This window comes from Pirellulales bacterium (assembly GCA_035499655.1).
Lineage (GTDB): Bacteria > Planctomycetota > Planctomycetia > Pirellulales > JADZDJ01 > DATJYL01.
This window is the reverse complement of the sequence record DATJYL010000082.1, coordinates 1-7,367: the sequence shown is the minus strand read 5'-3', so window position 1 is coordinate 7,367 and position 7,367 is coordinate 1. Positions and strand designations below refer to the sequence as shown.

Annotated in this window: 6 protein-coding genes; 2 read left to right on the top strand and 4 right to left on the bottom strand. The window is 56.3% G+C overall.

Translation table 11 applies throughout. The annotated features are described in order from the left end of the window. The 4 genes from VMJ32_06060 to VMJ32_06045 all read right to left on the bottom strand — a co-directional run. Positions 1-1,071, bottom strand: a 1,071-nt coding sequence (locus VMJ32_06060; GenBank protein HTQ38571.1) for a DUF1559 domain-containing protein, incomplete at its 3' end; no start/stop codon positions are given. Positions 1,072-1,209: 138 nt separating this feature from the next. Beyond that, positions 1,210-2,703 carry a dockerin type I repeat-containing protein gene (locus VMJ32_06055; protein HTQ38570.1) on the bottom strand — a complete coding sequence of 498 codons (1,494 nt, stop codon included), beginning with the start codon at positions 2,701-2,703 and terminating at the stop codon, positions 1,210-1,212. 124 nt (positions 2,704-2,827) lie between these two features. Further along, entirely contained in the window at positions 2,828-4,096 is a 1,269-nt protein-coding gene (locus VMJ32_06050) for a PEP-CTERM sorting domain-containing protein (protein ID HTQ38569.1), read from the bottom strand. Between the two features lie 281 nt (positions 4,097-4,377). Beyond that, positions 4,378-5,787 carry a M20/M25/M40 family metallo-hydrolase gene (locus VMJ32_06045; protein HTQ38568.1) on the bottom strand — a complete coding sequence of 470 codons (1,410 nt, stop codon included), beginning with the start codon at positions 5,785-5,787 and terminating at the stop codon, positions 4,378-4,380. Between the two features lie 217 nt (positions 5,788-6,004). On the opposite strand from VMJ32_06045, the gene VMJ32_06040 reads away from it, so the two are divergent. Further along, positions 6,005-6,379, top strand: a complete 375-nt coding sequence (locus VMJ32_06040) for a hypothetical protein (GenBank protein HTQ38567.1) — start codon at positions 6,005-6,007, stop codon at positions 6,377-6,379. Between the two features lie 106 nt (positions 6,380-6,485). Beyond that, positions 6,486-7,367: FHA domain-containing protein (locus VMJ32_06035; protein ID HTQ38566.1), on the top strand; the 882-nt coding region annotated here is incomplete at its 3' end.

Here is a 7,367-nt window from a genome sequence, read left to right as displayed (position 1 = left end):
GCCCGGCACGGTTTCGCCGCCGGCGCGGGTGACCAGCGCTTTGTACACCAGCGGGTCGATGGTTTCTCGTAAGAAGTGTGCACTCCCGTCGGCAAAGCAGAACTGTGCGCCCCCCACGTGAAAGCTGTACACTTCGCTGTCATTGTCGGCATTCATGACGATGGGACCCCCCTTGACGCCATTATATTGGTAACCGCTCAAGCTTCCGCTGTTGTCGGGATCAGCCCAGCCGGTGCCGCCGTCAGTGACGGGTATGAGTTGGCCGGTGTCCTTGCCAAACTGATAATGATTTGGCCGACCAGCGTCTTCTGCCACCATCAGCGTTTTGGAGGTGCCATCGGTTATATCCTTAATTTTGCAGCGTGAAACCAGCACGTTGTTTCCGTCGTCGTATTTGTTCAGCACGCCGACCACAGGCGGCCTGCCCTCCACGGGGTAGATTCCCAATTGCGTCGAAAAATATCCGTAGAACGGTTTTTTGATGCCGTTCACGCACCCGTAGTCACCCGCAGCCGGTTTCACGGTTGATGTGAAGGTGAGATCGACGCGCCCTGGCTCCGTAGTTGGGCACAGATACATTTGAATCGACTGGCTGACGACCGCCAAGTTGGTTAGCACGTTGGGATTGGACGGATCGGGCACGTTGTCGAACCACGATTTATTATAATTGTATTCCGTGTTGATCCCTTTTTCCTCGATGAAAGGCAAAATCAGCGTTGTCCACGATTGATCGTTCGATGGGCCGCCCGGCCGATCGGGCACGGTGTGTTTGCTCGAATCGTTCAGGTTGATATCGGTCCGACTGTAGGGGAACGATTTTTTTGCCCCCTCGTAATTCATTAGCGCCAAACCAATTTGTCGCAGATTGTTGATGCACTCGGCACGCCGCGCAGCCTCGCGCGCCGCCTGAACCGCCGGCAGCAAAATCGCGATCAAAATGCCGATGATCGCAATCACGACCAGCAGCTCCACCAGCGTAAAGCCGATCCTGCTCGGTTTCATTTGCGACACGCCGCCAGCCGGAAAAGATTTGTGGTCCCGTGAAATGGGAATGGCCTCATTGCGTCCCATGAAGATTCCTTATTAGCTGTGCGGTGGAGCGACCACTTTTTCATACCCGCCAAGTGTGAGTAATTCATTGGCGGACTGTTAGATTCAAGTGAAGAATCGTCCGCTGTCGTGGGGGATAAATCCGCTTGGCCCACGACGCTATTGCCCCAGCGTGGCCGCCAATTTTCTTCGCCTCAAGACCCCGACCAGGCACATTCCCACGAAGCCCAGGACAGCCAATTGCAAGGCGGCCGGTTCGGGAACCAACAATCCGCCGCCGTTTTTCAAATCAAGCTGCAAGGTTTGCAGGTCGGCAGTGGTGACCCGACCGTCATGGTTCAAATCGCCGATGGCCAGCATTTGGTACGTCGACAAATTGTTCGCTGCTTCGTAAGCGCTTGGATTAGCCAAGGCCTCCTCCATCGCCACCACATCCGCGGCATCGACGTGTCCGTCAAGGTTGAAATCGCCCGGCATGCCGGTTACGCTGATCACGCCAATCCCGCGGAATGCCTCATTGGTTGCTGCTGTGTCCAGGACGGTCGGAGCGCCCGCGGCTGTGTCATTGAAAGCGCCATTGAATCCGGAAGAATCGGAAATCGTGACAATTTGACCGCCTCCGGCGGCGGTGCTGCCCCCTTCTCGCGTGGAATACAACGTGACGGTGTAGTTGCCGTTGCTAATGTTTACTACCCCGGTTAGCCCGCGGTAATTGCTGCTGGTTTCGTCGACCGAGCCATTGGATACCCAAGTGTTGCTCACCGTGGAATACGAATATTTGGTAATGCCGCCAGCGAGTGTGGGGGACGGATGCGTGGTGTCATCTGCCACGTACAACGTGTCAGCAGCCAGATGGTCGCTGGGATTCAATTCTGCAAAAAAGAATGAATACGGATTCAAATGGGCCGAGTCCGTGGTTGTGGGAAAGCCAGGAACCGGGTTGGCAGATTGTCCGGATGTGTAAGGCAGGCCTGTGCCCATGGCATCCAGCAGTGCGGTCATGCTAGAAGCGCCTGATGCATATAGCTGTCCGGCGAAAATATTCACTTGCCGGACATTGCTGGGCGTGCCGCCGATCTGAGTCGAAGTGGATCCTGCCCCCTGAGTCCCAAGCGTTGCATATCGTACTCCTCCTGCGGCCCCAGTCATCCAAATCGAATTGCCGTCGGTGGTCACCGCCGACCGGGGATTATTGCCAAGGGCATAATCTGCCGGCGCGGTCGATGTATCACTCGCCCCGGTGGCGACGTTGACGATACCCACCACGCGCGGAACCGCGGTATTGGGAAGGCTCGTTGTTCCGTCGGGGCTTGCCGCACCGTAGCCGGTAATCGCAATGTACTTTGCATTGGGCGAAACCGTCAGCCCGCCTTCGGAAGTTGCCTGCCCATCGGCTAAAAGCTCGTACTGGCTTCCAATGGTTGAAGTCGGCATTTCCACCGATTGCACCAAGGCGCCTCCGGGCGTGTATTCATCAATGAACACAGGATCGCCAGTCTTGGTCAGGCCGGTATTGCCCGCGGCCCCAGCCCGGTACACCACCAAATCGCCGGGGGTAAAGCCTGCGGCCTGCACCACAGCTAGTCGGGAGAAGGCCATGCTAAATGCGAAGAAAGCCGCCAACTGAAAAATCAGTTTTCTACGATGACTCATGAGTATGTATTCTCCGCGAACGTTGAAATAGGGCCGCCGGATGTGCAATATCCCGATGGCGATTTTGCAAGCTGCCCAATCACCATCGGGAAACTTTGTGTGCTTACCGAGCTACTGTTTTTTCCTAAACGCGCTTTCTGAGTCGCCGTGCAGAACCGGCTAAACCAAGCAAGCCCAAACCGGCAAGCACTAACGAGGAAGGTTCCGGAACTATATTGGGAATCGTACTGTTGATAATGCCGACGCCACGAAACGCTTCATCGTTGGCAGCCGTGGCAAGTGTTGTCGGAGTGCCAGTCAGAGTGCCATCGAAACCCGAAGCATCGGTAAGAGCGACCAATTTTCCGCCGCCTGTGGAGCCACTGCCCCCAAGACCCACAGCGAATAAGGTGACTGTGCTACCGCTAACCATGCCAGTCAGGCCGCGATAAGCGTCCGCTGTTCCGCCAACGGTGCCAGTTTTCATCCAGGTGCCGGCGACCAGACTCCATTTCGTGATTCCCGCCATGGGATCGCTCGTGTTCGTACCATCGTCGGCGATATACACTGTATCCAAGCCTGCATTACCATCGAGATCCGCGAAAAAGTACGAATATGGGCTGGGGTTATTGGCGGTCGTCGAAGTCAGGCCCGTCAAGCCGGGCAGTGTTGTAAATGATACGCCCGCTCCGCCAGTAGGCGTTCCAGTGCCAACAGTGCCCATCGCCACTGTATTAACTCCGGAAGGAGCCGTAGACCCACTGGAGAGATATAATTGGCCGCCAAAAATATTTACTTGCCGTGTATTGCTGGCCGGGTTCGTGGTAGGGCTCGTGATAACTTTCGTGGCCGTCGTTCCGCCTTTGGTGGTGACTGCCACTCCAGAGTTTGTGGTGTCGACCCCGGTGACCCAAATGTTAGTTCCGTCGGTGGCAGCGGAACGAATATTATTTCCAGTGGCAAAATTAGTTAGCGCCGTCGACGTATCGACTGCACCATTAGAGACGGTGATTAAGCCGACAACCCGTGGAGTCGACGAACTGGCCGTGCTGGCGACGCCCGTGGTGCCTAAGTTGGCTGCATAACCGGTGACGACCACCGTGGAACCATCGGGCGAAACTGTTAATTCACCTTCCGAACTCGCCGTGCCGCTGGCTACCATTTGATTGTTGCTGCCGCTGACCGTGGTCGGCATGGGCACATAACCATTGTAAGTTGCGCTGGGAGTCGGAGTGGGGTTATATGTGTAGTCATCCACAAACACGGCGGTTCCAGCGCTTGAAAGCGCTGCGGCGCCAGTTCCAACTCGGTACAAAACAATGTCGGTTGCTTGAACGTAAGTTTGACCCAATAAAACTATCGTCAAAATGGTTCCCACGACAAACCGAGCCAGCAGAGCAAGCGAAAACTTCATTGGCATTCTCCTCAAAGTTAGTAAATCGCAACGATGCGACGCCGGGATCCATTCCCGTGTCAAAATCGCCAGCTTCACTGCGGACGATTTCCTATGAATGCCTCTGCCTGCTCTGTTTTCTGTAGCAGAGTTATAGGAAGGGATTGTTAGTAGCGCGCTAGCTGACAATGAGATGACAGCTAAAGTGCGGTCAACTTCCTGCGACTAATGCGTGAGCGAGTCGCTACATCGCACAAAGAATTTGTGCAGCGTTAGAAAAACGCTAGCCGATTGTTTGCAGCTCACTGTCGCGGCGGTTCCAGCGTCACCGCGAACTTCATTTCGTCGCTGCCGCGCTTCACCAGCACCGTGATGCGGTCGCCCGCCTTGAATTTGCGCAGCGCCGTATCGAAGTCTTCCAAATTGGCGATCGGGTAATCGCCCAGCCGCAGAATAATGTCGCCCCCTTGAATGCCCGCCGCTTCCGCCGGCCCGCCTTTGGATACGCCCATCAACGCATAGCCGGGCTGATCTTGCGAGAAATCGGGAATGCTGCCGAAGTACGGCCGGTCGCCGCTTTTGGCAAACTGTGACGGTCCGCCGATGTCCTTATACGTTGGACGAGCGTCGGTTTCGGCAATGGCAACAGCGGCATCCGCCACCAATTCAGCCACGCGGCGCATGCCGTCCACGTTAATTTTGTCGAACGTGTCGCTGGGGCGGTGGTAATCTTTGTGCGTGCCTGTGAAGAAAAACAGCACCGGAATTCGCTTGGCGTAAAACGACGAGTGATCGCTTGGCCCATACCCTTCCGGATGGCGCGTCAATTGAAAATCGTGCTTTTCGTTTAGCCGAGTCAGCAAATCGCCCCATTCGCTGGCCGTGCCGGTGCCGTACACAATCAGCTTGTCGTCGGTCATCCGTCCCACCATGTCAAGATTCAGCATGGCGATGGTTTTATCCAGCGGCGCCAGCGGATCTTTCACATAATGGGCGCTGCCGTACAACCCGCGCTCCTCGCCCGTAAAGGCGATGAACACCACTTGACGGGGCAGTTTTTTCTCCCGGGCCGCCAGTTGCCGAGCGATTTCCAACATGGCGGCGACGCCCGAGGCGTTATCGTCAGCCCCATGATGAATTTCGTGCGAATCCGGCTCCAGCGAGCCGGGTTCACCACGCCCCAAATGGTCGTAGTGTGCGCCGATGACAATCGCTTCATCGGCGTGCGGCCCTTCGCCTTCCAGCACGGCGACGACGTTTTTCGCAGCGATGCGATTTGGTTCCGTTGCCGGCGGCGGCATGTTGTTGGCGTCGGCTTTACTCCTGTCGGCATTGCTGGGTTTTCCGTTGACGTCGTTGTTGCCTGGTGCGATGGGCAGTTTTGTTCCGTGCGGCGAGGCAGCGGGGGCCGTGAATTTTTGGAAAGGCGCACCATCATACAAGTCCGTCTTCAAACCAATCTCGCGGAATTGCCCGGCGATGTAATCGGCCGCTAAATCCAGCCCCTTGCTTCCCAGGCCGCGCCCCTCGAGCTCGTCGGACGACAAATAAAGCACCGTCCTGGCCAGGCGTTCGTTGGCGGCTGCCTCGGGGGTTTCTTCCCCCTGTGCATTTTTCCAGCCGCAGATCAGCGTCGCCGCCGTTGCAATCAAAATCAACCAACGGATTGGTAAAACATAGCGACCGTCGTGATGATTAGGTTCCGCAAGCACGAAGTGCCTCCGTGACTGAGGGGTGCAATAACGCGGTTTCGACGCTGTTTAAGTATACCGTGGCGGCCGTTTTTTTACATTTTTACAATCCCCGCAACTCTCCTTTGACACGCGACTGCCGGGCAGTTATCGTTCCCACCCCTCCGGTGATCTGGCCGACGGGCTGCTTTTGAAAGCTTTACAGACTTCTTTCTGCGACAAGTACGGAGTTATGCCGTTGGTTTCCCATCCTAGCGTGCTAATCATCGATGGGTTTGATGAATCCCGCGAAGTGCTGCGCACCGCCTTGCAGCGACGCGGATTGCGAGTTTTGGAAGCCGCGCATGCATCCGACGGCCTGGCAATGGCCCGGTTGTATCAGCCTGATTTGATTGTTCTCGATTTCGAAACCTCACGAGCCAGCGTCGCGGTGGCGGAAGAGTTTGCTTTTGTGGCGGAAAAAGACGGCGGCATGCTCGTGATTTTGGGCAATTTGCAGCCCGGGGCAAACACGTTGGGCGGCGAATTCATCGCCAAACCCTACCACTACAAGCCGCTAATTCTTAGAATTGAAGAACTGCTCTGTGAGCGTTACGGCCGCGCGGCAGCGTAAAAAAGCGACTAGCGATTGGCAATTGGCAGCTAGCAATTGCTATGGCAGCCGCTGTTTTGCTTTTTCCGGCTAATCGCTAATTGCTAACTGCTTCTGAGCGTTTCCCGTGGCTTCGCTGTTTATCATTCAGGGTCCGGATCAGGGGGTCCGCTTCGAGTTGGATGCCGGCGCCGGCGCTCTGTTTTTGGGGCGCGAAGCAGGCAATCGAATTCAACTGCACGATACCGAAGTCTCACGCCGCCATGCCGAAATCCGTTGCCAGGGCGAAAAGTTTTTCTTGGCTGATTTGAGCAGCTCCAACGGCACCTTTGTCAACAACCAGCGTGTCGACGAAAAGGAATTGGCCAGCGGCGATCAAGTGCAACTGGGCCGCACCGTGATGTTGTTTACCGGCCCCGGCGACAGCGGTCCGCAGAACATCGGCCAGCGCGTGCACATTGTCAGCGCCGCCCAAACCAGCGGCGAGTCGCGCATCGTGCAATCGCTGTCGCAGCGCGAAGGGAGCGTTTTATGGACGCCTTCAGTCGATGCCTCAGAAAATCCCTGGCTGGCCCGGGCGCGCAGTAATTTGCAAGTGATGTACCGCACGGCGTTGGCCGTCAGCCACACGTTGGATATCGACCAACTGCTCAGCCGCATCATGCAGTTGATTTTCGAATGGGTCGAGGCCGATCGCGGCTGCGTCATGCTGGTGGAAGCTGAATCCAAACGTCTTGTGCCCAAGGTGCGGCGCGATCGACATCGTACCCAGGGGGACGAGCAAATGAACATCAGCCAAACGATCTTGGACTATGTTCTGCAAAACAAGGAAGGTGTGCTCACCAGCGATGCCCGCGAAGACCAACGCTGGGACACCGCCGCCAGTATTTTGCAAATGGGGGTCCGCGAGGCGATTTGCGTCCCCATGCAGGGCCGTTATGACGTGGTGGGTGTCGTATATATCGACACGCTCACGCCAGCCCACAAGGTCATTGCCAATGCGCCGCGC